Annotated in this window: 18 protein-coding genes; 14 read left to right on the top strand and 4 right to left on the bottom strand. The window is 41.3% G+C overall.

Translation table 11 applies throughout. The features are described from left to right. The first annotated feature begins 73 nt into the window (after nt 1–73). The 7 genes from nikB to K1I43_RS10095 all read left to right on the top strand — a co-directional run bounded on the left by nikB (nt 74) and on the right by K1I43_RS10095 (nt 7,640). Nucleotides 74–1,015 carry a nickel ABC transporter permease gene (gene nikB / locus K1I43_RS10125; RefSeq protein WP_220382661.1) on the top strand — a complete coding sequence of 314 codons (942 nt, stop codon included), beginning with the start codon at nt 74–76 and terminating at the stop codon, nt 1,013–1,015. Further along, entirely contained in the window at nt 1,008–1,838 is an 831-nt protein-coding gene (gene nikC / locus K1I43_RS10120) for a nickel transporter permease (protein WP_019417814.1), read from the top strand. Before nikB ends, nikC begins: the two co-directional genes overlap by 8 nt. 15 nt (nt 1,839–1,853) lie before the next feature. After that, nucleotides 1,854–2,642: an ABC transporter ATP-binding protein gene (locus tag K1I43_RS10115; protein ID WP_019417813.1), complete on the top strand. Its 789-nt coding sequence runs from the start codon at nt 1,854–1,856 to the stop codon at nt 2,640–2,642. A 25-nt stretch (nt 2,643–2,667) separates the two neighbouring features. Beyond that, a complete protein-coding gene (locus tag K1I43_RS10110; RefSeq protein WP_019417812.1) occupies nt 2,668–3,441 on the top strand; it encodes an ABC transporter ATP-binding protein in 774 nt (257 codons plus the stop codon). Nucleotides 3,442–3,446: 5 nt separating this feature from the next. Continuing rightward, on the top strand, nt 3,447–4,793 hold the full coding sequence (locus K1I43_RS10105; RefSeq protein WP_220382660.1) for an MATE family efflux transporter: 1,347 nt from the start codon (nt 3,447–3,449) through the stop codon (nt 4,791–4,793). A gap of 368 nt (nt 4,794–5,161) precedes the next feature. Continuing rightward, a complete protein-coding gene (locus K1I43_RS10100; RefSeq protein ID WP_026011706.1) occupies nt 5,162–6,601 on the top strand; it encodes an aldehyde dehydrogenase family protein in 1,440 nt (479 codons plus the stop codon). Between the two features lie 115 nt (nt 6,602–6,716). Next, complete coding sequence (locus K1I43_RS10095; RefSeq protein ID WP_019417809.1) at nt 6,717–7,640, top strand: AEC family transporter; 924 nt, start codon at nt 6,717–6,719, stop codon at nt 7,638–7,640. A 52-nt stretch (nt 7,641–7,692) separates the two neighbouring features. Here K1I43_RS10095 and K1I43_RS10090 read toward each other — a convergent pair whose 3' ends face one another. Continuing rightward, nucleotides 7,693–8,157 carry a GyrI-like domain-containing protein gene (locus K1I43_RS10090; RefSeq protein WP_019417808.1) on the bottom strand — a complete coding sequence of 155 codons (465 nt, stop codon included), beginning with the start codon at nt 8,155–8,157 and terminating at the stop codon, nt 7,693–7,695. A 557-nt stretch (nt 8,158–8,714) separates the two neighbouring features. On the opposite strand from K1I43_RS10090, the gene K1I43_RS10085 reads away from it, so the two are divergent. Then, nucleotides 8,715–10,076, top strand: coding sequence for a methyl-accepting chemotaxis protein (locus tag K1I43_RS10085; RefSeq protein ID WP_026011705.1), 1,362 nt, complete (start codon nt 8,715–8,717; stop codon nt 10,074–10,076). A 34-nt stretch (nt 10,077–10,110) separates the two neighbouring features. Here the strand turns inward: K1I43_RS10085 and gltC are convergent, their stop codons facing one another. Then, nucleotides 10,111–11,010 carry a glutamate biosynthesis transcriptional regulator GltC gene (gene gltC, locus K1I43_RS10080; protein ID WP_019417806.1) on the bottom strand — a complete coding sequence of 300 codons (900 nt, stop codon included), beginning with the start codon at nt 11,008–11,010 and terminating at the stop codon, nt 10,111–10,113. Between the two features lie 119 nt (nt 11,011–11,129). Between gltC and gltB the strand changes: the two genes are divergently transcribed. The 4 genes from gltB to K1I43_RS10060 all read left to right on the top strand — a co-directional run bounded on the left by gltB (nt 11,130) and on the right by K1I43_RS10060 (nt 19,390). Next, entirely contained in the window at nt 11,130–15,674 is a 4,545-nt protein-coding gene (gene gltB, locus K1I43_RS10075) for a glutamate synthase large subunit (RefSeq protein WP_020424556.1), read from the top strand. Between the two features lie 36 nt (nt 15,675–15,710). After that, complete coding sequence (locus K1I43_RS10070) at nt 15,711–17,165, top strand: glutamate synthase subunit beta (protein WP_019417804.1); 1,455 nt, start codon at nt 15,711–15,713, stop codon at nt 17,163–17,165. 130 nt (nt 17,166–17,295) lie between these two features. Further along, nucleotides 17,296–18,978 carry a dihydroxy-acid dehydratase gene (gene ilvD, locus K1I43_RS10065; protein WP_026011704.1) on the top strand — a complete coding sequence of 561 codons (1,683 nt, stop codon included), beginning with the start codon at nt 17,296–17,298 and terminating at the stop codon, nt 18,976–18,978. Nucleotides 18,979–19,063: 85 nt separating this feature from the next. Next, nucleotides 19,064–19,390: a DUF3870 domain-containing protein gene (locus K1I43_RS10060; RefSeq protein ID WP_003395822.1), complete on the top strand. Its 327-nt coding sequence runs from the start codon at nt 19,064–19,066 to the stop codon at nt 19,388–19,390. Nucleotides 19,391–19,410: 20 nt separating this feature from the next. Here K1I43_RS10060 and K1I43_RS10055 read toward each other — a convergent pair whose 3' ends face one another. Both K1I43_RS10055 and K1I43_RS10050 read right to left on the bottom strand, forming a co-directional pair. Beyond that, nucleotides 19,411–20,601, bottom strand: a complete 1,191-nt coding sequence (locus tag K1I43_RS10055) for an acyl-CoA dehydrogenase family protein (RefSeq protein ID WP_021095283.1) — start codon at nt 20,599–20,601, stop codon at nt 19,411–19,413. Then, the gene (locus K1I43_RS10050; protein ID WP_026011702.1) at nt 20,591–21,748 is read right to left on the bottom strand and encodes a CaiB/BaiF CoA transferase family protein; all 1,158 of its coding nucleotides are present in this window, start codon (nt 21,746–21,748) and stop codon (nt 20,591–20,593) included. Before K1I43_RS10050 ends, K1I43_RS10055 begins: the two co-directional genes overlap by 11 nt. A gap of 408 nt (nt 21,749–22,156) precedes the next feature. On the opposite strand from K1I43_RS10050, the gene gabT reads away from it, so the two are divergent. After that, nucleotides 22,157–23,458 carry a 4-aminobutyrate--2-oxoglutarate transaminase gene (gene gabT, locus K1I43_RS10045; RefSeq protein ID WP_019417800.1) on the top strand — a complete coding sequence of 434 codons (1,302 nt, stop codon included), beginning with the start codon at nt 22,157–22,159 and terminating at the stop codon, nt 23,456–23,458. Further along, nucleotides 23,458–24,900, top strand: coding sequence for an aldehyde dehydrogenase family protein (locus K1I43_RS10040; protein ID WP_019417799.1), 1,443 nt, complete (start codon nt 23,458–23,460; stop codon nt 24,898–24,900). Before gabT ends, K1I43_RS10040 begins: the two co-directional genes overlap by 1 nt. Nucleotides 24,901–24,904: the final 4 nt, after the last annotated feature.

Raw genomic sequence — 24,904 nt, 5'->3', positions numbered from 1 at the left:
TTGTGTCTTCTGTTGGCAGGCGAAACGATCGATCGAGTTCTTTCCGCTACCTAGGGCATTTTCTATGACCGAAATGCCCTATTTGTGCTGGGCTTTTTTATACACTAGCACTGGGGTGAATAGTTACCTAATTAGTTTTGTTTTCATTCAACTTTTGCCAGGAGATCCAATCAAACAAATGCTTAGAGTTGATGAAGTAGCCATCACGGAAGAGCAGATTGAGCATTTACGGGATGAACTAAAGCTAGATGAACCTTTGTACGTTCAATATTGGTATTGGTTAAAACGGTTTTTAGCATTTGACTTAGGGGTTTCTTACGTAACAAAGCGCCCGGTTCTGGATGAATTGTTTATGAGATTTCCAGATACTCTTCTTTTAACAGCTACGTCATTGTTAACGATGCTACTTATTTCTTTGCCGTTAGGAATATGTTCAGCTCTTTATAAGAACAAGTGGATTGATTATGTTATTCGATTATTTTCGCTAATCGGTACTGCCGTCCCCAGCTTTTGGCTGGGGCTTCTTCTCATTTATACTTTTTCTGTCCAGCTTCATATATTCCCAAGCATGGGGAAAGGAACATGGCAACATCTTGTTCTTCCTTCTCTAACGTTAGGGCTTGCTATGTCCGCGATGTATGTTCGACTAATAAGAACTAGTTTATTAGAAGGGTTTCAAAAAGAATACGTTAAAGCTGCACGAACAAGAGGAATTCATGAAAAAAGAATTTTCTTTTTTCATGTTTTTCGCTATGCACTTATTCCTATAGTCACATTATTTGGAATGAGTTTAGGCTCCTTAATTGGTGGAACAGTTGTTGTTGAGGTGCTGTTTTCTTATCCGGGAGTCGGAAAGCTCGTGGTCGATGCTGTGATGAAAAGAGATTATCCAATGATTCAAGGATATGTGTTGTTTATTTGCTTCTTTGTTACATGTATAAATATATTAGTTGATTTTAGTTATCAATATTTAAATCCAGAAATTCGATTAAAAAAGGAGAGTAGGTATGATTAAATTCAAACGTGCCTATTCAAAAAAAAGGGCGTTGTTTCCATTGGCGATATTGTTGATGTATATTTTAGTTATTTTTATTGCCCCTATTTTTGCACCTTCTCATTCATTAAATGTTGATATGAATAATCGATTTGCTCCAATGAGTATGAACCATCTGCTCGGAACAGATCATCTAGGTAGAGACGTGTTGTCGCGTCTCTTAGAGGGGGGAAGAGTGACAGTCGGGGTAAGTTTTTTATCGCTCCTTCTTATTTTAATGATAAGCATTCCTTTAGGAGTTTTGTCAGGTTTTTTAGGTGGGGCATTTGATCGCTTTTGTATGCGAACTGTCAACTCGCTTCTTGCATTTCCGGATATTATTATTGCTATTGTATTAGCGGGTTTATTAGGACCAAGTTTATTTAATATAGTGATAGCAGTTATTGTTGCAAAGTGTGGGAGTTACATTCGTGTTGTGAGGAGCATCATTCTATCTGAGAAAGAAAAAAATTATATTATTATGGCAATTGTCGGTGGAGCAAGAACATTGTATATTTTAAGAAAGCATTTTTTTCCACATATTTTGAGTCATGTAACTGTCATGGCGACAATAGACCTAGGAAAAATTATCTTAATGATTGCTTCTTTGTCATATATCGGTCTTGGTGCTCAACCTCCTACACCAGAATGGGGAATGATGCTGAATGAGTGTAGCGCTTATTTCCATAATGCCCCTCATCTTATGATTTTTCCAGGGGCAGCTATTATGTGTACCGTCCTTCTTTCTAATTTTGTAGGCGATCAGTTAAGAGACAATTTTTCATTAGAAACAAATCAACATTAGAAAGGAAATGGATAAATGTCATTGTTGCATATTGATCATTTAAGCGTGTCAATTGGCGAAAAACGCATTTTAAACGAGGTGAATATAAAGGTTAAACGGGGGGAATGGTTCACATTAATCGGGGAAAGTGGGAGCGGTAAAAGTATGACTGCTTCAGCTATTATTGGATTGCTTCCTTCCTTTGGAAGAATCGAAGGAGGAAATATTTTTTTTGAAAACAGAGATGTTACCAAATTTTCTATAAATGAGTGGAGAAAGACGCGTGGAAAGGAAATCGCTTATATTTTTCAAGACTATTACAGTTCTTTCACCCCTTTTCTAAAAATAGGACGTCAATGTGATGAGATTATTCATACTCATTACACTCTTTCTAAAAAGGAGAGAAGAGATTTAATAATTGAAGCATTTACAAATGTCGATCTCCCCTCAGAAAGAGTGTATAACAGTTATCCTTTTCAATTGAGCGGGGGACAACTGCAACGCATTGCAATTGCGATTGCTGTTCTTCTACGTCCAAAACTATTAGTTGCAGATGAGCCTACATCATCGCTTGATATGGTGACAGCTTCGCGTGTGTTGGAACTGATTGAAAAAGTTCGCAAGGAAACAAAGTGTGCAGTTTTTTTTATTACCCACGATATTCGATATGCGAAAAAATATTCAGACACTATTGGTGTAATGAAGGACGGAGAAATAGTGGAGCAAGGTAATAAAGCAGAGGTAATCCACTCTCCTCGTTGTGAATATACAAAAAGTTTGTTTCATGCGGCTCCTATTCTCACTCGTCCCACGCTCACATGCTGACAAAAACTTAGGAGGAGATCGCGCAATGGACATATTAATTGCGAAAAAAATAAAGAAAAAGTATTCTGAAAATCATGAAGTTTTAAAAGGAGTATCGTTGCGAATTAAAAGTGGAGAAATTGTTGGATTAATCGGAGAAAGTGGAAGTGGTAAAAGTACGCTTGTTCGTTGCTTACTTATGATTGAAAAAATAGACGATGGTGAAATATTTTTTTTAAATAAACCTTTGCATCGAATGAATAAAAAGTCGTTACGCCACATGCGTCCATACATGCAAGTTGTTTTACAAAATCCTTCTACTTCGTTAAATCCGAAACTAAAGATTATTGATTCTTTAATGGAGATTTTGGATGCTCATCCTCATTTAGAGCCTGTACATATTAAAGATGTAAGGGATAGGAGAGAAACATGTGCGAAGCGTTTACTTGAGATGGTAGGTCTTCCTGATCGTTTTTTATCTTGTTATCCACATGAACTAAGTGGGGGACAAAAGCAACGTGTAGCGATCGCCAGAGCAATTAGTATCGCTCCTCCGCTTATTATTTTGGATGAACCAACATCGAGTTTGGATGTGTACTCTCAACATCAAATATTAATTCTTTTAAAGGAATTGCATAATGAACTAGGTTTATCTTATCTTTTTATTTCTCATGATTTGCCCACTGTTTATACACTAAGTAACAAAATCATTGTCCTAAAAGAAGGCAAAGTCATTGATGAATTTTGTAAAGAGGAGCTTTTTTCTTCCCAACGACATGATGATGTAAAGCAGTTCATTTCTTTATACGAAGAAGGGTGAATATGATGCAAAATTTAACTAATCGTATGTATTTATATATGGCTTTTCCTCTCATTATATCAACGATTACGACTCCTTTATTAGGGGCTGTTGATACAGCCGTTGTCGGACATTTGGAAAATTCATCTTATATCGGTGGAGTGGCTATTGGTACGGTGATATTTAATACGATATACTGGTTATTTGGTTTCTTAAGGGTCAGTACTACTGGGTTTACTGCTCAAGCTTATGGGGCAAATGAGCGGAGAAGATGGGAGCTCTCTTTTGCACGCCCTTTTGTTGTCGCGATGATGATAGGTGGAATATTCATTTTAACTAAGCAATGGATTAAAGATACAGCTTTTTTATTCATTAAGCCACCAGAGGAAGTTTTTTTGTTTGCCGAACAGTATTTCAATATTCGAATTTGGGGAGCTCCCTTTGCGCTTGCGAACTATGTAATTATTGGTTGGTTTATGAGGATGCAAAAAGTAAAAATATCATTATATTTACAATTATTAACAAATATATTGAACATTATTTTAGATGTTTTATTTGTTTTAGTATTTCATTTGAATGTTCAAGGAGTGGCTATTGCAACAATTTTGTCAGAAGTTGCATGCTTTTTTGTTGGTATATACATATTAAAACGGAATGATATACACCTTTCCTTACTGTTGAATAAAGAGGTATGGAATCGCTCAGAAATAAGAAGCATGATGTCAGTTAATGTAGATTTAATGATTCGGACAGTTTGTTTATTAATTGTATTAAATATGTTTACAGCGAAAGGTGCGACTTTTGGAACAGATGTTTTAGCGGCAAATGCTATTCTTATTCAAATTCACTATATGATGGCGTATTTTTTAGATGGTCTTGCGAATGCTAGCAGCCTTTTTACAGGACAAGCAGTAGGTGCGAAAGATGTGAAACTATATCGACGAACGGTTTTCATATCTGCGCGATGGGCATTTATTTTTTCATTATGTCTTGCAACCATTTATTTTGTAAATCGTGATGTGATTATGAGATGGTTTACGAATAGCGAGTCAGTCATTAAAATAGCTGACACCTATAGTTTATGGGTGAGTGTTTTTCCAATTGTAGCGAGTTTTGGACTTGTTTTTTATGGAATTTTCACTGGTTCTTCTAAAACAATGTTTGTACGTAATTCGATGCTTCTTGCGCTTTTCCTATATGTCATTGTATATTACATGTATGTTCCAATGTGGGGGAATCATGGTTTGTGGTTTGCGTTTACAATGTTTAGCTTAGGACGATCCTTGTTTTTAGTTATGTATGTTCCGATGTTAACAAAGAAGTTGTTTCATACTCAGCTTTTAACTATTTATCCCCCTCATAGAGTGAACTGAATATGTTTTGCTTTTTCCTAATAGATATTGACGGTACAACATTGGAATAAAGGCAGGATTTTATTTTTCAAGCACATTAGGAATTATGGCAACGTTGCTTACTTTGTTTTGGAATAGTACAAAACGTATAAATGAACTTTGATATAAAAAACGGATTGCGTTCTGAAAGCATTTATTCGTTTACACGAGTGAATATCCATATTTTATATTTGGTGTAAAAACGTCCGAGAGAGGACGTCTTTTTTATATTCATTTTTTCAATAGGATGAACGCGGCGTGTTTTTTAATGAAGGATTCTTTTCAGAAAAAAAGAATAAGAATGAAAAAGTAATTTATAGATGATGGTCGAGAAAGGAAGAAAAATGATGATGGAAACAACAAGCGAAAAAAAGAAGCTTTACATTAACGGAGAATGGGTAGAAGCAGAGTCGTACACTCAACTTTTGGCGCCATATGATGGGGAAGTATTGGCACACATTCCAATTGCGACAAAACAACATGTCCAACGGGCGATTGCGGCAGCGGATGAAGCGCGACGAACGATGGCGAAGATGCCTGCACATGAACGCGCGGCCATTTTAGAGAGAGTCGTGACGTTATTGCAACAGCGGGCGGACGAAGCGGCTACGATCATTGCGAAAGAAGCCGTAAAGCCAATGACGACCGCCAAAGCGGAAGTAGCGCGGACGATTCAAACGTATAAATTTGCGGCGGAAGAGGCGAAGCGAATTCATGGGGAGACGATTCCACTTGATGCTGCGCCAGGCGGGGAACATCGTGTCGCTTTTACGGTCAGAGAACCGATTGGAGTGATTGGAGCGATTACCCCGTTTAATTTTCCGATGAATTTAGTAGCGCATAAGCTAGGGCCTGCGATTGCATCTGGAAATACGATCGTATTGAAGCCTGCGAGCCAAACGCCACTTTCTGCGTATTTTATCGCGGAGTTGTTTGAACAAGCAGGATTGCCAAAAGGGGCACTGAATGTCGTGACAGGAAGCGGAAAAACAGTTGGCGATCAAATTGTGACAGATCTACGTGTTCGCATGATCACATTTACAGGAAGTCCTGAAGTAGGGATTGCTATTCGCAATAAAGCTGGATTAAAACGTGTGACGCTAGAATTAGGGTCAAACTCAGCCGTCATTATTGATGAACAAGTGGACGTTGATCGAATCATTCCGCGATGCGTCGTCGGTGCTTTCTCGTTCCAAGGGCAAGTGTGTATTTCCTTGCAACGTATTTATGTGCATGAAAAACGGTATAAAGAATTCGTCGAAAAGTTTGTGGCAGCGGTGAAGCAGTTGAAAGTGGGTGACCCGCTTGATCCGAAGACAGACGTTTCGGCTCTTATTTCTGAAAAAGATGTGGAGCGTTCGTTACAATGGATCGAGGAAGCGAAACAAGGAGGCGCTACCGTTGCCATTGGTGGGGAGAGACAAGGAAATATATTGTTGCCGACAGTCATTTTAGACGCATCACCAACATTGAAAGTATCATGCCAAGAAGTGTTTGCGCCAATTGTGTTGATTAATCAAGTTTCATCCGTCGACGAAGCGATTGCACTCGTCAACGATTCGCGCTACGGGTTGCAAGCAGGCATATATACAGACAATGTCCATACCGCATGGGAAGCGGCTGAGAAACTACACGTCGGCGGAGTGCTTATTAATGACATTCCAACGTTTCGTGTTGACCATATGCCGTATGGCGGAGTAAAAGAAAGCGGATTTGGGCGCGAAGGTATTCGATACGCAATAGAAGAAATGACAGAGTTAAAGCTTATTATTTTCAACCGAAATCGGTAAAGAGTGCACAATCGAACAATTTTGGCTCTTGTCGTCTGAAACAAGAGCCGTTTTCGTTCAGGTACGCGAAGGATGGATGAGTGCAAGGAAGTAATACATAAAAGGGGGACTTCCATTGGACATTTTTATCCGTATTGTGATTGATGTCATTTTGCCGCTGTTTTTGTTGATTGGTGCAGGGGCGTATTTGCATCGATTGTTTCATTTCGATATGAATACGTTGTCAAAAATAACGACATATTTTTTGCTTCCGGCAGTTGGGTTTGTAAACATTTATGAGAGCGACATAACAAGTGATGTATTGTTGAACATCCTCTTTTTTCTCGTTCTACAAAATGGGACGCTTATTATGCTTAGTGCGATGATGGCAAGATGGCTAAAGCTTGATCGAAGTTTGGGGGCAACGTTTCAAAATACAATGGTGCTTAACAATTCTGGTAATTTGGGTATCCCAGTCAGCCAACTTATTTTTCGCCAAGAGCCGCTAGGTTTGTCGATCCAAATTGTCGTAACGATTTTTCAAAACTTTTTAACGAACACGTATGGATTGTTTCAGTTTATTTCTGCAAGTGAAAAGAAAGGGAAAATGACTCGAGAATTTTTAAAAAATCCGATTATTTATGCCCTTATTTTTGGTGTTGTTTTCCGAGTTTTTCATATTTCTGTACCATCGTTTATTTGGCAGTCGCTTGAGCATGTCGCTGATGCTTTTTTAGCGATTGCCTTGTTGACGTTAGGTGCTCAACTTGCTTATATGAATATGAAACGTATTCCGCGTCTCATGTTTATAACGATTGGTAGTCGGCTAATTCTCTCTCCTTTCATCGCTTTTTTAATCATTTTGATTTTACATATAAAAGGAATTACAGCCCAAGCGTTGCTTATTGCGAGTGCATATCCTTGTTCGCGAAATACAGCGTTATATGCGTTAGAATACAATCATCATCCCGAATATGCAGCCCAAGCTGTATTTTTATCCACTTTGCTTAGTCCGGTGACAGTAGCTAGTGTCATCGGTATAGCGCATGTTTATTTTTAACCCACATGCCAAAGGAGCCCACCGTTTATGGTTCTTTTGGCATAGGTTTGTTTTATGGTTTCATGATAACAGGAACCCACAATTCATTTTCCGGATGGTGAGTTGGCGGATAATAACATTCGATACAAGGAAAATGAGCGAGCTTATATTGAGAAGCAGGGAGCCATTGCGAATATAATTGCTGCCACGCTTCGTCAATATTTGGAATAACCGCCCATGTATCATGCGAAATCGTCATTCGTTCCATGTTTGACACTTCTCCGTCATAGCGTACCCCCATGAAGTAAACAAACTCCTCATCTGTGATTGTTGCATCTCTTCCGCAAACGCCTAACAGTCCTTCAAGTGTGCACTTTGGCTGTTCCCATGACAAATCAATAAGTTGTTGCATCAATCCATTCTTCTCGGCATGAGCCCAAAGTGAAGGAATCGTTTGAAATGCTTCGTTTGTTTTTACGCGGTACCCTTTTCCTACCAGTGTTAATTCAAATGGGATCGTTTCAATTTTATACTCCATTTTGGCATCTCCTTTTGTTAAATTTATGGACATTTTTGCATGAGTTGAAATTTCTCACCTTTTTATATTAACATAAAAATCCAATATGAACTTTTAATTTTTTCAGCAGGTGTTGCATGATATGGAATAATATCGTTCCATTTTTTCGTTTTATTGTTGTTGGGATGAGTAATCCCTCATAGCACTTTATGTGCCGTATGTGACAAATATTTGGCTATAGCGTAGGAGTGATCAATAGCTACATATGAAATTGAGCGTGGACGTTTCGATCAGCGGGAGGGGAAAAAACAATTTGTTCGCTTTCTTCTCGTAAACCTTTGTTCTCTTATCGTGACGATCATGATGTTACATCGTTTCAGTGAAATGTTTCTTTAAACAAAACGATAGCGACAATGAGCGGGATAAAATTGGTTCGACAGTCGTATGTGGGTGTTTTCTGAAAAAGTATGTTGTAAAGAGAAGTAACACATATTTCAAAATATTAAGAAAAAATATTTGTTTTGTTTACTTTTTATGTTATATTTGTGTTATCAAATATAACATAAGGGGGCGTGTGTATGTTTTTGATAAAGAGGAGATTGAAAGTGGAGGAAGCTGGAGAAGAGAAATCGAGTGAAATACTAAGTCAAATCGAAGTGGCGGCAGATCAATTAAAAGCGGTTGTTGAACAAATGAAATTAGCTGCTAGTTCACTTGATCATACGTCTAATGCAACACAACAAAGTACGCTCCAACTTGTTGACCATTTAGAAAAAACGGTAAGTTATACATTACAAGTGGAAGAAAAGACGAAAGTCATCGAGTCGTCAGCATTAAAAGTTTCCGATGTTTCCCGTCGCATTCATGAGTATAGTGAAGCGTCCTATAATGAGCTCATTGTGGCGTGGAATTCATTACAAAAACTTCAACTTGACATGGATGAGTTGCGAACGAGTCATTATGCTTTACTTAGTCAGATGGAGTTGTTAGTTAAGCAGTCACAAGAAATTCGCCACATTTTGTCAACGATTGCTTCAATTTCTCAAAAAACGGGTATTTTAGCCTTGAATGCAAATATTGAATCGGCACGCGCCGGGGAGCATGGTAGAGGCTTTTCAGTTGTTGCGAATGAAGTAGGAAAATTAGCGAATCAAACATCTGTGGCAGTAGAACAAACGCGAAATATTTTATCTTCTATCCAATCGGGGATTCATTCGACGATGAGAATGGTAGAAGTAGAAAATGAGCAAATCGAGAACGGATCAAGCGAAATGAACCGTGTATTATCTCTTATGGTTGGGTTTAAAGAACGGTTGCATGATATGACTGCATTGGCGCACGAATCGGCGCAATCTGTTGAAGGGCAGACAGCGAGTGTACAAGAAATTTCAGCTTTGCTTGCATATATTTCAGCGATGGCATCGGAAAATAAAAACTATGCGCATGACGTAGCCAAACATATGGATATACAGCATAAAAATGTTGAACAAATGTTAAAAGTCAATGAAGCGATTGAAAAAACATCAAATGAGTTACAATCTATTATGAAAAAAGATGACCATGAAAGAACGTTCTCTATGGACTTGCGCGTCATTGAACGAATGAAAGAAAAGCTTACATCATTTGTGCGCTCTTATCCGTTTGATCGCTTAGATGCGAGTGAACATGAGTCGTATTTAAATGAATTTTTACACGTAAACGACAATGTCGAGGCAGTTTGGTCAAATCGAATCGATGGAACGTTTATTTACTCAAATCCTCCAGCAGGTCTTGTAAATGCCAAAGCTCGGCAGTGGTTTGTCGAGGCGAGTAAAGGCAATGTGTACGTTTCTTCTGTATATACATCAGCATTGACAAAACGGCCGTGTTTGACCATTTCAGCACCAATTGTTCAAGAAGGTTGTGTTGTTGGGGTTGTTGGTATCGATTTATCTGTGTAGTTATACAGTAGGCCAGCTATGCACATCAGCTGGCTTACTGGTATCGATCTAACATAGCGAAAAATTGTTTGACGAACTGATAAAATACGTTGACAGATGGTGCTAGATCGTGATTCGGTAAAATAATTCCGACGTTGCGACGAACGAGCGGAAGTTCGATTGGCACTTTCACTGTATAGCGTGGAGTTGTCTCATAAAACGTGCTTTCTGGTAATAAAGTGACGCCAATACTTGCTGAAACGAGCCCTTTGATCGCATCTAAATCTTCCCCTTCCGATGAAATAATTGGAGAAAAGCCTGCTTGTTTACAAGCATCTTCTACTATTTTTCGCAAAATAAATCCTTCTGGAAACATGACGAATGGCTCGTGTCGTAATTCACTTAGCGCAATGCTTCGTTTTTGACTAAGAGGATGATCTTTTGGAATGAGCGCTGCGAACGACTCTGTAAATAAAATATCCCCTCGAATACCTTTTTCTTCTGTTGGAACAGGACCTAAAAAAGCTAAATCGATTTCTCGCTTTTTCACCGCCTCGATTAAAAATTTATACGACCCTTGGCGTAAATGAAAGGAAATGTGTGGATGTTGTTGTTTAAACGTAGAAATGACCATCGGCATCGTATAGCTAGCGAGACTTGTTGGAAAACCAATTTTGATCGTTCCTCGTTCTGGATCTAAATATTCCTCAATTTGTTGTTTCGCATAATCGATCGCTTTTAGTGCTAATTCAATATGTTGTAAAAAGTGCCGTCCGATCGGTGTTAGTTTCACATTTCTTCCTTCTCGTTCAAATAGTTTGACCCCAAGCTCATCCTCCAAATTGGCAATTTGGCGACTGATGGCGGATTGTGCAACATGCAATGCTTCAGCAGCTTCTGACACATGTTCCCGTTTCGCAACTTCCGTGAAATAAATGAGTTGTCTTAATTCCATATTTGTTAATCCTTTCTATCGTTCTCGAAATGAGATGAATGTTATCTAAATTATATATTGTTTGTATGATTATTGAAATCTACAATTATACATACATGATGACGGAATGGGGGATTCACATGAGAGGTTTACCAAAAGCGCAAGGATTGTACTGTCCACAGTTTGAACATGATGCATGTGGGATCGGTTTATATGCTCATTTAAAAGGTAAAGCGTCCCATCATATTGTAAAGCAAGGCCTTCATATGCTACGGCAATTAGAACATCGTGGCGGTCAAGGAAGCGACCCGCAAACAGGTGACGGGGCTGGAATCATGGTGCAAATTCCTGATGATTATTTTCGGGACGTTTGTTCATTTTCGCTTCCTCCGAAAGGACGTTACGGAGTTGGGATGATTTTCTTTTTTGAGCATAGCGAGCAAAAAAGAATGATGTTAGAGCATCAAATTTCTCATATCGTTCATGAAGAAGGACAAACGTTACTCGGATGGCGAGATGTGCCTGTTGATGTCGAAAAACTCGGAACATTAGCGAAAAAAAGTCGTCCGTTTATTCGCCAGCTTTTTATTGCAGCGAGCGATGAAGTGACAGATGAACAACACTTTGAGCGAAAGTTATATGTCATTCGTAAACGAGCAGAAAAAGTTGTAAAAAACAATGAATATTATTTTGCGAGTTTATCAAGTCGCACGATTGTTTACAAAGGACTAGTTACTCCGGAACAGCTAGATGCCTTTTATATCGATTTACAAGATGAGCGATTTCGTTCTGCGTTTGCGCTCGTTCATTCTCGCTTTAGTACAAATACGTTTCCAAGTTGGGAGCGGGCGCATCCGAACCGTTATTTAATCCATAATGGAGAAATTAATACGTTGCGTGGCAACATTCATTGGATGATGGCACGGGAGAAGCAATTTACGTCACATGTTTTTAGTGAAGATTTACAAAAAGTGCTTCCGATTTTAGATACGAACGGAAGCGATTCATCTATGCTCGATAATGCGTTTGAATTTTTTGTGTTAGCAGGAAAATCGCTCGCTGAAACGGCGATGATGCTCATTCCTGAACCGTGGTATTGGGATGAAGAGATGGACGAGGATCGGAAGGCGTTTTATGAATATTACAGCTGTCTAATGGAGCCGTGGGATGGTCCGACAGCGATCGTGTTTACGAACGGAAAACAAATTGGAGGGATTTTAGATCGGAACGGTCTTCGCCCTGCTCGTTATTATGTGACGAAAGATGACTATATTATTTTTTCATCAGAAGTTGGAGTTGTTGATGTTGAACAAGAAAACGTCTTGTATAAAGAACGATTAAGCCCTGGGAAAATGCTTTTTATTGATTTCGAACAAGGACGGATCATATCAGATGAAGAAGTGAAAAAGCAAATTGCCAATGAACGTCCGTATCGTCAATGGGTAAACGAACAAATCGTTTCAATTGACCAATTTACAACTGACGATGATGAACAAGTAATTGATGATCTCGTCACGAAACAAAAAGCGTTCGGATATACGTATGAAGATGTCGAGAAAACGATCATTCCGATGGCGACAGATGGAAAAGATCCGACAGGGGCGATGGGAAATGACACACCGTTAGCGGTTTTGTCCGACCGGCCACAAAGCTTATTCAATTATTTTAAACAACTATTTGCGCAAGTAACAAATCCGCCGATCGATGCCATTCGTGAATATATCGTTACATCAACAGTGACGTTGCTTGGCAAGGAAGGAGATTTGTTAAATCTAGATGCGTCTGCTGCTCGGCGCATTCGTTTGCAGTCCCCGATTATTAGCGACAAACAATTACGGGCACTTCGAATGAGTCCTTATCGCGAATTCGCTAGCGTCACGTTGTCAACTGTTTTTACAGATAACTTAAAAGAGGCGTTAGACGAATTATGTCAAGCAGCAGATGAAGCCATCGCTTCCGGTGTGACATTACTCATTTTATCTGATCGATCAATAGATGAACAACGTGTAGCTATTCCTGTTCTTCTTGCGGTCAGCGCAGTGCATCAACATCTTGTTCGAAAAGGGACGCGTACAAAAGTAAGCTTAATCGCTGAAAGCGGAGAAGTGCGTGAAGTACATCATTTTGCCGCGTTAATCGGTTATGGGGCAGATGCGATTCATCCGTATTTAGCATTTGCGACTATTCGAGAAGCGATCGAAAAAGGAGTGCTTCACTCCACATACGAAAAGGCAGTAGAAACATATAAAAAGGCAGCGACGGATGGCGTTGTGAAAGTGATGTCAAAAATGGGTATTTCAACCGTACAAAGCTATCGTGGGGCGCAAATTTTTGAAGCGGTCGGTATTGGTGCGAATGTGATTGAGCAATATTTTACAGGAACAGCATCACAAATTGGCGGAATCGGTTTGGATGAAATTGCTCAAGAAGCAAAAATGCGTCATATGCAAGCGTTCCACACATCTTATGATCAAACATTAGATTCTGGAAGTGAATTGCAATGGCGCAAAAACGGTGAACATCATGCGTTTAATCCGAAAACGATTCACACGTTACAATGGGCATGTCGAAAAAATGACTACGAACTGTTTAAACAATACTCGAAAATGGCAAACGAAGAGCAAATGACATTTTTACGTCATTTATTTACGTTTGACGAAACGCGCACACCGATTCCTATTGAAGAAGTAGAACCTGTGGAAGCGATTGTACGCCGATTTAAAACAGGGGCTATGTCATATGGTTCATTGAGCGAAGAAGCTCATGAAACGCTTGCGATTGCGATGAATCGCATCGGTGGAAAAAGCAATAGCGGAGAGGGTGGAGAAGATCCGCGGCGCTATGTACGAGATGAAAATGGTGATTTTCGTCGCAGTGCAATTAAGCAAGTTGCATCGGGACGGTTCGGTGTAAAAAGTCATTATTTAGTCCATGCCGATGAGTTACAAATTAAAATGGCGCAAGGTGCAAAACCGGGAGAAGGGGGGCAACTTCCTTCTAATAAAGTATATCCGTGGATTGGAAACGTGCGTGGATCTACGCCTGGTGTGGAACTTATTTCACCGCCACCGCATCATGACATTTATTCTATTGAAGATTTAGCTCAACTCATTTATGACTTAAAAAATGCGAATCGTCATGCGCGCATTAGTGTGAAGCTCGTTGCAAAATCCGGCGTTGGTACGATCGCGGCAGGAGTAGCTAAAGGTGGTGCCGATGTGATCGTCATTAGCGGATATGACGGTGGTACGGGCGCTTCGCCAAAAACGAGCATTAAACATGCAGGGGTTCCGTGGGAGCTCGGTTTAGCTGAAACGCATCAAACGCTTATGTTAAACGGATTACGAGATCGCGTTGTATTAGAAGCAGACGGAAAATTAATGACTGGCCGCGATGTTGTGATGGCCGCGTTATTTGGTGCTGAAGAATTTGGTTTTGCGACGGCTCCACTTGTCGTTTTAGGGTGTGTTATGATGCGCGTTTGTCATTTAGATACGTGCCCTGTTGGTGTAGCGACACAAAATCCGGAGTTGCGGGCAAAATTTACAGGGAAACCAGAGCATATCGTCAATTTCATGTATTTTATCGCCCAAGAAGTGCGTGAGATGATGGCGCAACTCGGTTTCCGTACGATCGAAGAAATGGTTGGACGGGTAGATGTATTAAAAATAAGCGAGCGGGCGAAACGACATTGGAAAGCGAAACATCTTGATTTATCGCGCTTGTTGTATCAAGTGGATGGACCGAGAACGTTTTCTAAACCACAATCCCACCGTCTCGACGAAACGCTTGATCATACGATGATTTTGCCAGCGGTAAAGAAAGCGCTAGAAGATAAAAAACCGATACAGTTACATGTCCCGATTCGCAACGTTCATCGTACGGTCGGTGCAATGGCTGGGAGTGAAATATCAAAACGATACGGAGAAGAAGGTCTTCCAGAAGATACGATCCGGCTACATGTTCACGGCTCAGCCGGTCAAAGTTTTGCGGCGTTTGTACCAAAAGGAATGACGATGACTCTCATCGGAGATGCGAACGATTATGTCGGAAAAGGGCTGTCAGGTGGAAAAGTAATCGTTCGGCCACCGCATGAAGCGGAGTTTGCATGTAGTGATCAAGTCATTATTGGAAACGTTGCTTTTTACGGTGCAACAAGCGGTGAAGCGTACATTCGCGGTCGAGCTGGGGAACGTTTTTGCGTTCGTAATAGCGGAGTTGTTGCCGTTGTTGAAGGTGTTGGTGATCATGGCTGTGAGTATATGACAGGCGGACGTGTCGTCATCCTCGGCTCTGTTGGAAAAAATTTTGCCGCTGGAATGTCCGGTGGTATAGCATACGTACTTGCTGATGACGATGCGTGGAAAAAACGAGCGAACCGTGAACTCGTTTTATTTGAGTCATTAGTAGATGAAAACGAAATACGAGATGTACAACATATGATTATGAAACATTATGAATATACAGAAAGTCCAAAAGCAACGTATGTGCTTGCAAATTGGGAACGAGTTGTGAAAGACATCATCAAAGTCATTCCGAAAAATTATAAGCTTATGATTGAAACAATTGAGACGATGAAGCAACGCGGGCTGTCGCATGACGAAGCGGTATTTCAAGCGTTTGAAACGGTCGCCACAAAAAAAGGTGTCGTCGCTGAAAAAGTGATCGAAGCGGTCGCAAAGTAAGCGATCGCTTCTGTAAAAAAAGAAAGGGGGAGAACGATGGGGAAAGCAACGGGATTTATGGAATATGTACGGGAGGAAGAAAAAAAGCGCGATCCGCTTTCCCGTTTACATGATTGGAATGAATATACGTTTCCATTTTCAAACGAAACGTTAGCACGTCAAGGAGCGCGATGTATGGATTGCGGTACTCCTTTTTGTCATATGGGAATGGAACTAAATGGTTTAACATCTGGTTGCCCGATTCATAATCTCATTCCAGAATGGAACGATCTTGTATATCGTGGACGTTGGAAAGAAGCGTTTGAACGGTTAGCAAAAACGAATAACTTTCCAGAGTTTACGGGACGTGTTTGTCCAGCACCGTGTGAAGGATCGTGCACCGTAGCTATTTCCGATCCGGCGGTGGCCATTAAAGGAATTGAGCGAGCAATCATCGACAAAGCATTCGCAGAAGGTTGGGTTCAACCGCGCATTCCGAACAAGCGAACGGGAAAAAAAGTTGCTGTGATCGGCTCAGGGCCAGCGGGTTTAGCATGTGCAGACGAATTAAATCAAGCAGGCCATTTTGTCACTGTATACGAGCGTGCCGATCGCATAGGGGGATTATTAACATACGGCATTCCGAATATGAAACTTGGAAAAGATGTCGTCGAACGGCGTGTGCGCCTGCTTAGCGAAGAAGGAATTACGTTTATCACGAATATAGAAGTTGGAAAGCATATTTCCGTCGATGAGTTACAGAAACAATATGATGCGGTTGTTCTTTGTATTGGAGCGCAAAAACAGCGCGATCTTGTTATAGAAGGACGTGAACTAGATGGCGTTCATTTTGCGATGGATTACTTAACCCGAACAACAAAATGGTTGTTGACGGGGGAAAAAGAAGAAACGTTTATTGATGCAAAAAATAAACATGTCATCGTCATCGGTGGTGGAGATACGGGAGCTGACTGTGTGGCAACAGCGCTTCGCCAACAATGTAAAAGCGTTGTTCAGTTCGGAAAACACCCCGCATTGCCGACTGACCGTGCAAATGATAATCCGTGGCCACAATATCCGCTTATTTTTACTGTTGATTATGCATATGAAGAAGCGGAAGCGAAGTTTGGTACGGATCCACGTCAATATTGCATTCAAACGAAAAAAATCGTCGGTGATGATAGAGGGAACGTAAAAGAACTGCATACGATTCAAATGGAAAAAGTAGTAGACGAACATGGGCGTATTGTATTTAAAGAAATTCCGGGTACAGAGAAAGTATGGCCGTGTGACATCGTGTTGATTGCTATCGGTTTTGAAGGACCAGAGCCATCGCTTTTACAACAATTTGGAATAGAAACAGGAAACAAAAAAGTAAAAGCGTCACAATATAAAACAAATGTCGAAGGGGTATTTGTCGCAGGCGATGCAAGACGCGGGCAAAGTCTTGTCGTCTGGGCTATTCATGAAGGTCGGGAAGCAGCAAAAGAAGTAGATGATTTTTTGTCATGATATTATTATAAAACATGGATTTGGAAGGTGTCCTTACATGGACGCCTTTTTCATGCATAATTGAAGTTTTATTTTTGGAATTGTCATTTTATTTAAAAAAGTGTTACAATGTTTAACAAGTTCAGAAAAGATGGAGGGATTTGCTTTGCGTAGCGATATGATTAAAAAAGGATTTGACCGTGCGCCACATCGTAGTTTATTGCGCGCGGCAGGGGTAAAAGAGGAAGATTTCAATAAACCGTTTATTGCGGTTGTCAACTCGTATATTGATATTATTCCGGGACATGTTCATTTACAAGAGTTTGGGAAAATTGTGAAAGAAGCGATTCGTGAAGCAGGCGGTGTACCGTTTGAAATGAATACGATCGGAGTGGATGACGGCATCGCGATGGGACATATTGGCATGCGCTATTCGTTGCCGAGCCGTGAAATCATTGCTGATTCTGTTGAAACTGTCATTTCTGCGCATTGGTTTGATGGGATGGTATGCATTCCAAACTGCGATAAAATTACACCTGGTATGATGATGGCTGCGATGCGCTTAAACATTCCAACCATTTTTGTAAGCGGGGGGCCGATGAAAGCAGGTGTGACAAGCGATGGGAAAAAAATTTCGCTCTCTTCTGTATTTGAAGGAGTGGGGGCGTATCAAGCAGGAAAAATTGACGAAAAAGGGTTACAAGAACTTGAACAGTACGGCTGTCCGACATGTGGTTCTTGCTCAGGGATGTTTACAGCCAATTCGATGAACTGTTTAGCTGAAGCGCTTGGTTTAGCTCTGCCGGGTAACGGTACGATTTTAGCCATTGATCCGGCACGAAAAGAATTTGTGCGCCGTTCGGCTCAACAGTTAATGTATTTAATCGAGCACGATATTAAACCACGTGATATTGTGACCGAAAAAGCAATTGATAACGCGTTTGCACTTGACATGGCTCTCGGTGGTTCAACAAATACGGTGCTACATACGTTAGCGATTGCGAATGAAGCAGGCATTCATTATCCGCTTGAGCGCATTAATGAAGTTGCGGCCCGCGTACCGCATTTAGCAAAACTTGCACCAGCCTCAGATATGCATATTGAAGACTTACATGAAGCAGGTGGAGTGTCTGCCGTATTACATGAATTGTCCAAAAAAGAAGGCACACTTCATTTAGATGCGTTGACGGTCTCTGGAAAAACGCTTGGCGAAAACATTGCAGGGTGCGAAGTGAAAAACTATGAAGTCATTCGTCCGATTGACCGTCCGTATTCTGAAACAGGTGGACTAGCTGTATTGTTCGGCAACTTAGCCCCAGACGGTGCAATTATTAAAACAGGTGGCATTCAAGGAGGAATTACACGCCATGAAGGACCGGCGATTGTATTTGACTCTCAAGAAGAAGCACTTGAAGGAATTGCAGCAGGAAAAGTACAGCCGGGGCATGTCGTCATTATTCGTTATGAAGGGCCAAAAGGTGGACCGGGTATGCCAGAAATGTTAGCACCGACATCACAAATTGTCGGGATGGGATTAGGGACGAAAGTAGCGCTCATTACAGACGGCCGTTTCTCAGGGGCTTCCCGTGGACTATCGATTGGGCACGTATCACCAGAAGCGGCTGAAGGAGGCCCGATTGCATTTGTGGAAAATGGAGATCATATTGTGATTGATATTGTTAAACGAACAATTGATGTACATGTTCCAGGAGAAGAGTGGGGAAAACGAAAAATGAATTGGAAAGGGTTTGAACCAAAAGTAAAAACAGGTTATTTAGCTCGCTACTCGAAGCTCGTCACGTCCGCAAGTACAGGTGGAATTATGAAAATTTAAAGAATTTTGTCGAAAGGTTGTTCGTAAATGCAAAACAAGCTTCCGTTATAATGAAAGAAGTAAAACGATGATGGGAGTGAAAAAAATGAATACGCAATTCATTGCCGGTCATGCACGATTGCCTTCAGGAATGGCGGCAAAAAGCGTGTTTGATACGTTGACAATTACGGCAGAGGTAGATAAAAAGTACGGTGTCATCGTTGATGCTTCTTGTACGTTAGCAACAGAACACGGCCGTGATTATGTGGCGCGGTTGTTAAAAGGACATTCATTAAAAGATGGGATTGACGAGCCGCTCGCTCAATTACATGAAGGGTATTTAGGAAAAGCAAATCAAGCGTTATGTGCAGCATTAAAAGATTTGTATAAACAATATTGTAAACTAGAAGAAAAGATGCATGCAGAAAAATAGAAGGTGACACGAGCCACCTTCTATTTTTCTTCCCAAGCTGGAAGCATTTTTCGGAGCGGTTTATCTTGACGATAGCCAAGCACGTATTCCGCTTGCATAATCGTATGAATTTCGCGCGTTCCTTCGTAAATGACTGGCGCTTTTGAGTTTCGTAAATATCGTTCTACAGGATATTCATTGGAATAGCCGTAAGCCCCGTGAATTTGTACTGCGTCGTCAGCTGCCTTATTTGCAAAGTCGCATGCCATCCATTTCGCTAACGACGTTTCGCGCGTATTTCGTCTTCCTTTATTTTTTAAAAATCCTGCTTTATATACGAGCAAACGGCTCATTTGCAACCCTGCTTCCATATTCGCAATCATTTGTTGTACGAGTTGATGGCGGCCAATTTCTTTTCCGAACGTTTTTCGTTCGTGACAATATTTCACGCTTGCTTCTAAACAAGCCATAATTAAGCCGCAAGCCCCAGCAGCAACAGTAAATCGTCCGTTATCGAGCGCGGACATCGCAATTTTAAATCCTTCTCCTTCTTCCCCGAGTAAATTTTCTTTTGGGACGCGGACATTGTCGAAAAACAGCTCACCTGTATTGCCTGCACGAATGCCAAGTTTTCCTTTGATGGCACGTGATGAAAAACCAGGCATCGTCCGTTCAACGATAAAAGCAGAAATACCGCGATGTTTTTTTGATTTATCTGTGTAAGCAAAAACGATGAAATGGTCGGCAATGTCACAAAGAGAAATCCACGTTTTTTGTCCGTTTAAAATGTAGTCATCTCCATCGCGTACAGCGGTTGTGGAAATAGCTGCAACATCTGAACCGGCGTTTGGCTCGGTTAATCCGAATGCCCCAATTTTTTCCCCTTTTGCTTGTGGCACGAGATATTTTTGTTTTTGTTCTTCTGTTCCCCATTGAAGTAGTGTTAAACTATTAAGTCCAATATGGACAGAAACTGCTGTGCGAAACGCAGTATCTCCACGTTCAAGCTCTTCACATACGATGGCTAGCGAATTGTAATCCATCCCCATTCCGCCGTACTGCTCTGGAATGCATACGCCCATTAAGTTTAATTGCGCAAGACGTTTTAAAATGTTTGGATCGAAATAGCCTCGTTCATCCCATTCTTTTATGTGGGGTAAAATTTCTTTATCAACAAATTTTCTTACAGTTTGTCGCAACATTTCTTGTTCTGGAGTAAAATCAAAGTTCATCAAGTTTGTTTCCTCCTTTAATAAATAAATCGTTATGTTCTCCTGCAAGGGGTGGTGCGAACCGATATGTGACCGGTGTGTGTGAAAACTTTAACGGTGTGCCGACAAGTTTTAACGCTCCAACATCTGGATGATTCATGTGGATAAGCATGTTTCGTGCGCGCGTTTGTGCATGTTGAAACACTTGATCGAGCGTATGCACAGGGCCGCAAGGAATGCCTTTTTGTTCAAACAATTGTTGCCATTGTGCGCGCGTTTTCTTTTTTAATTCATCGTTTAACCGGCGATTTAGCTCATGACGATGAGCGACTCTGCCGGCATTTGTTCGAAATCGCTCATCTGCACCGATCGATTGATCTTCTAGCAATTCGCATAGCGCCTGAAATTGCCGATCGTTTCCGACTGCGACAACAAACAAACCGTCGCTTGCTTCATATGTCGAATATGGAACGATATTTGGATGATCGTTTCCTAACGGTTTTGGCACTTCACCGGACATTAAATAATTCGACGCAACGTTTACAAGTGCACTAATGGCACAATCAAATAAACTTAAATCAATTTTTTGTCCGCTCCCTGTTTTTTGTCGGGCGATGAGTGCTGCTTGTACGGCGATCGCTGCATACAGACCGGTAAAGATATCTGTGACCGCAACACCAACTTTTAATGGTCCGGATTGTTCTGTCCCGTTAATGCTCATCCAGCCGCTCATCGCTTGAATAATATAATCATAGCCAGCTAAATGATGATACGGGCCTGTTTCACCAAATCCAGTAATTGAACAGTAGATGAGTTGCGGATTGATGACTGACAGATCATCATACCCGAGCCCAAGCCGCTCCATCGTTCCGGTTTTAAAATTGTGAATGATGATGTCGGCTGTTTTCGAAAGTTGACGAATCGTTTCTTTTCCGCTTTCATCTTTTAAATTGACAGTTATGCTTCGCTTGTTTCGATTGACCGCTGCATAGTAGGCGCTCATCCCGTTTTGAAACGGTGGTCCCCAAAATCGCGTATCATCTGATCCACCAGGTGCCTCGATTTTTATGACATCTGCCCCGAGATCACCTAAAATCATTGTGGCATATGGACCAGCAAGAACGCGCGTTAAGTCAATTACTCGAATCCCATCTAAAGCTCCGGCCATTTGTTCACCTCCATTTTCGTAATAAAAAAGCCAGTCCCTCCCTACAACGTACAGGAAAGGAACTGGCATAAACGATTCGAGCGTGCCTTTCGAAAAGAAAGTCGGTCGAATCGGAACAGTTCTTTAACAAAAAAAGTTACGTTGCTACCCGAAGCCAAACGGTCAGTTGTTTGGTGGGGTTAGCTATTTTCAGTATAAAACAACACATTTATTTTGTAAATATTTTTTATTTTAAAAATAGTTTGACAAAATCAAAAAGATTGTCTTAAAATAAAAGCAAATAAGCAAAAACTGTGGAGCTTATTTTACTCGTCTGATCGGCGAGCAACGCATAAGCACCAGCCAGTTTAGTCATTGTGTCATCACGATGATTAAACTGGCTTTTTATTTGTCGAAGGAGGAGAGATCATGTCGAATTGGATGGAACGAAGAAGAGAAGCGGTTGCAAGAGCGCCATACAATGTGACGGAAATTTTTATTAAAGAAGCAAAAGGAGCAATGATTCGCGACATAGATGGTCGCGAATATATCGACTTTGCAGGGGGGATTGGTGTACAAAACGTTGGACATTGTCACCCAAAAGTAGTCGCTGCCATTCAGCAGCAGGCAGCAGCGTTTATTCATCCATGTTTTCACGTGACGCCTTACGAATCGTACGTGTTATTAGCAGAAAAATTAAATGAGCTAACACCGGGTGACTTTCCGAAAAAAACGATTTTTTTAAATAGTGGTGCTGAAGCAGTAGAAAACGCTGTGAAAATTGCAAGAAAGTATACAGGTCGCCCGGCGATTGTGTCATTTACAGGTGGATATCATGGTCGGACGCTATTAACGATGTCGCTAACAAGCAAAGTGATGCCATATAAAAAAGGATTTGGTCCATTCGCTCCTGAGGTGTATAAATTTCCATATCCATACTATTATCGGGCAAACGGGCAAACGGCAGATGAGGTGGATGAACAGTTAATAGCAGCACTGCAACAGTTTTTTACTGCGGAAGTAGCGCCTGATCATGTGGCCGCGATCATTATTGAACCTGTACAAGGAGAAGGTGGATTTGTCGTTCCATCGGCGAAATTTATGCAGGCGATTCGTCGCATTTGCGACGAGCATGGCATCGTGATGATTGCTGATGAAATTCAAACTGGTTTTGCTCGAACCGGGCGTATGTTTGCGATGGAACACTTCGGTGTAGCACCTGATTTAATGACATTGTCGAAGTCGATGGGAGCGGGGGTGCCGATCAGTGCAGTCGTTGGCCGAAGTGAAATAATGGATGCCCCTAAAGTTGGTCAGCTTGGTGGTACGTTTTCTGGAAGTCCATTGGCATGTGCAGCTGCACTCGCTGTTTTAGATGTCATTGAAGAAGAACAGCTTATTTTGCGTGCCCGTCATCTTGGTGAAAAAATGATGATGCTTTTAGAAGAAATGAAGCAACAGTTTGATATCGTTGGTGATGTGCGCGGGCTTGGAGCGATGTGCGCGATCGAGCTTGTAACAGATCGGGAGCAAAAAACGCCAGCGAAAGAACAAACAGCATATATCGTTTCCCAGGCATGGAAGCGCGGAGCGATCTTTTTAAGCGCTGGATTATACAGCAACGTTGTACGCTTTTTACCACCGCTTGTGATGACGGATGAGCAGCTACAGAAAGGTTTTTCTATTTTACACCAACTATTAGCAGAAGTACAACAAAAGGTGGTGAAATGATGCGTGAAGTGAAAAACTACATTGATGGTCAATGGCTGAAAGGGAAAAGTGAAACGATTGAGCGATACAATCCAGCTGATCAAAAAGAGCTCGTTGCGATCGTGGCCGGTTCATCTGTTCATGATGTGGATGAGGCGGTGTTTGCTGCGGTGAAAGCAAAGAAAAAGTGGGCGCAAACGGCTGCCCCGGAGCGTGGCGCGTATTTGCAAAAAGTCGCTCATTTATTTGAGCAATACGCGGATGAATTGGCGGAATTGGCTACGAAAGAAATGGGGAAGCGTTTTGTTGAAACGAAAGGAGAAGTATATCGTAGCGCAGCTATTTTACGTTATTATGCCGGCGAAGGGTTGCGAAAAGTAGGGGAAGTGTTACCGTCACTTGATGCAAAAAATTTATTTTTTACAAAACGTGTGCCTGTCGGGGTTGTAGCTGTGATTGCTCCATGGAATTTTCCGCTAGCTATTCCAATATGGAAAATTGCCCCTGCCCTCGTTTATGGAAATACGGTTGTATTTAAGCCTGCATTAGAAGCAAGCGCTACAGGGGCTCGCATTGTTGAATTGTTTGCAGAAGCAGGCTTACCTCCAGGAGTTTTAAACTTTGTTGTCGGCCGTGGAAGCACGATTGGTGATGCCATTGTCGAACATAAAGATGTCGATGCGATTACGTTTACAGGCTCGAATGCGATTGGTAGTGAAATTGCAAAAAAAGCAGCAGCTCGTGGGGCGAAATATCAACTTGAACTCGGTGGAAAAAATCCAGCTATCGTTTTAAAAGATGCAAATATCGAATTTGCGGCTCGACTCGTTGTAGAAGGAGCGATGAAACAAACGGGGCAACGTTGTACGGCAACGAGTCGCGTATTTGTTGAGAAAGAGATTATCGATGTATTTCGAACGCATGTGATGGAACAGGTGAGACGTATTCGAGTTGGAAATGGAATGGACGAACAAGTGACGATGGGGCCGGTTGTCTCGAAAGGACAATTTGAAACGGTTCAGCGTTATATCCATATTGGAACACAAGAAGGACGGCTACTGATTGGAGGGGGAGCGAACGATGATGTAGGTTGGTATATTGAGCCAACTGTATTTGATTCTGTTTCCCATCGCTCCATTATTGCGACAGAAGAAATATTTGGTCCTGTCCTATCGATTGTAGAAGCGGCATCCATTGATGAAGCGATTGAAATGGCAAACGACAGCATTTACGGTTTAAGCGCGTCGCTATTTACAAATGATGTATCGAAAGCACTTTACTTTATTGAACATATCGAGGCGGGAATGGTGCAAGTGAACGGCGAGACAGGCGGTGCGGAACCGCAAGCACCGTTTGGCGGGATGAAGCAGTCCAGCTCAGGCACGCGTGAACAAGGGCAAGCGGCCATCGAATTTTTTACTGCGTATCAAACGATTTCTATTCGGCCACATCCAAATATGTGAAAGG

Origin of the sequence: Anoxybacillus sp. ST70, assembly GCF_019553625.1 — a bacterium.
In the GTDB taxonomy this organism is placed as follows: domain Bacteria; phylum Bacillota; class Bacilli; order Bacillales; family Anoxybacillaceae; genus Anoxybacillus; species Anoxybacillus gonensis.
This window is presented reverse-complemented; position numbering and strand designations above follow the sequence as displayed.

Excerpts from the sequence above, each read along its gene's own strand:
- K1I43_RS10115 (WP_019417813.1), top strand. The coding sequence starts at position 1,854 with ATGTCATTGTTGCATATTGATCATTTAAGCGTGTCAATTGGCGAAAAA.
- K1I43_RS10090 (WP_019417808.1), bottom strand. The coding sequence starts at position 8,157 with ATGGAGTATAAAATTGAAACGATCCCATTTGAATTAACACTGGTAGGA.
- K1I43_RS10050 (WP_026011702.1), bottom strand. The coding sequence starts at position 21,748 with ATGGCCGGAGCTTTAGATGGGATTCGAGTAATTGACTTAACGCGCGTT.
- K1I43_RS10085 (WP_026011705.1), top strand. The coding sequence starts at position 8,715 with ATGTTTTTGATAAAGAGGAGATTGAAAGTGGAGGAAGCTGGAGAAGAG.
- gltB (WP_020424556.1), top strand. The coding sequence starts at position 11,130 with ATGAGAGGTTTACCAAAAGCGCAAGGATTGTACTGTCCACAGTTTGAA.
- K1I43_RS10100 (WP_026011706.1), top strand. The coding sequence starts at position 5,162 with ATGGAAACAACAAGCGAAAAAAAGAAGCTTTACATTAACGGAGAATGG.
- K1I43_RS10055 (WP_021095283.1), bottom strand. The coding sequence starts at position 20,601 with ATGAACTTTGATTTTACTCCAGAACAAGAAATGTTGCGACAAACTGTA.
- nikB (WP_220382661.1), top strand. The coding sequence starts at position 74 with ATGCCCTATTTGTGCTGGGCTTTTTTATACACTAGCACTGGGGTGAAT.
- gltC (WP_019417806.1), bottom strand. The coding sequence starts at position 11,010 with ATGGAATTAAGACAACTCATTTATTTCACGGAAGTTGCGAAACGGGAA.
- K1I43_RS10040 (WP_019417799.1), top strand. The coding sequence starts at position 23,458 with ATGCGTGAAGTGAAAAACTACATTGATGGTCAATGGCTGAAAGGGAAA.
- K1I43_RS10105 (WP_220382660.1), top strand. The coding sequence starts at position 3,447 with ATGCAAAATTTAACTAATCGTATGTATTTATATATGGCTTTTCCTCTC.
- K1I43_RS10110 (WP_019417812.1), top strand. The coding sequence starts at position 2,668 with ATGGACATATTAATTGCGAAAAAAATAAAGAAAAAGTATTCTGAAAAT.
- K1I43_RS10070 (WP_019417804.1), top strand. The coding sequence starts at position 15,711 with ATGGGGAAAGCAACGGGATTTATGGAATATGTACGGGAGGAAGAAAAA.
- K1I43_RS10060 (WP_003395822.1), top strand. The coding sequence starts at position 19,064 with ATGAATACGCAATTCATTGCCGGTCATGCACGATTGCCTTCAGGAATG.
- ilvD (WP_026011704.1), top strand. The coding sequence starts at position 17,296 with ATGGAGGGATTTGCTTTGCGTAGCGATATGATTAAAAAAGGATTTGAC.
- nikC (WP_019417814.1), top strand. The coding sequence starts at position 1,008 with ATGATTAAATTCAAACGTGCCTATTCAAAAAAAAGGGCGTTGTTTCCA.
- gabT (WP_019417800.1), top strand. The coding sequence starts at position 22,157 with ATGTCGAATTGGATGGAACGAAGAAGAGAAGCGGTTGCAAGAGCGCCA.